Here is a 911-nt window from a genome sequence, read left to right on the forward strand (position 1 = left end):
CTTACCCCTAAAGAGTTTGTAGAGTATTTTGCATCTGCATAAGATACCCAAATTCCTTGTCCATCTCTTAAATTTAAACCTGTTCCATTGGAATTAAATAAAGAAGCACAATCAACCCCTTTTTCTGTAACTTCAACTGAATTTTTAGAAGTGGTATAAAACTGAGTTGTTCCTGTATCGTTTTCATCTTTAGTTTCATTTGTTTTGCTATTGTATCCATGAACAGAATCTAAAGAATATAAAGGTCTGCTGGCTGTGCCTATGTTAAGACCGCTGTTAAGGTTTGCTTTGATAGCTACTTCTGTTGATTGGGCTGCTGGGATGTGCATACCTGGATCGATGAAAATATTTTGTGGGCTTCTTGAAGAATCAATGCTTTGAGTATCCCAGTCTATATTCCACCCTTGAACAACAAAGCCAGAATTATTAACGAAATTTCCGTAAGCATCAAGTTTAAAATCTCCTGAACGTGTAAGATAATTTGTAAGACCGCCATCATCACTTACCATAAAAAATCCATCACCATTAATTGCAACGTCGGTGTTTTTATCTGTGGTTTGAACTGAACCTTGAGAGTGAATTCTTGTTGTGGAGCTAACTGAGGTGCCAAGTCCGATTTGTAAAGGGTTTTGTCCCCCTCTTCCATCAGTTGGAGCTGTGGCTATTTTTACTGTTTGGCTAAACATAGTTCCAAAATCAGCACGAGAATATTTAAAACCTGTGGTATTAACGTTTGCAATATTGTTACCTTCAACGTCCATTGCAATTTGGTGTGCTTGAAGTCCGCTAACTCCGGACCAAAGTGATCTCATCATAATTAAATCCTTTATAAAGTATTGCTTAAAATTATTCGAAAAAATACTAAGCAATTTTTGTTCCAAAATTTGTTTTGAATTTATTTTGGGTGGGTG

General features: G+C 36.2%; 1 protein-coding gene. It reads right to left on the reverse strand.

Annotated elements, in window-relative coordinates:
* On the reverse strand, window positions 1–815 hold an 815-nt coding region (gene flgE, locus JG677_RS08340; RefSeq protein WP_200286176.1), incomplete at its 3' end, for a flagellar hook protein FlgE.
* Between the last annotated feature and the right edge of the window lie 96 nt (window positions 816–911).

The sequence above is a fragment of the Campylobacter sp. TTU-622 genome (assembly GCF_016598965.1).
Taxonomy (GTDB): Bacteria; Campylobacterota; Campylobacteria; order Campylobacterales; family Campylobacteraceae; genus Campylobacter_D.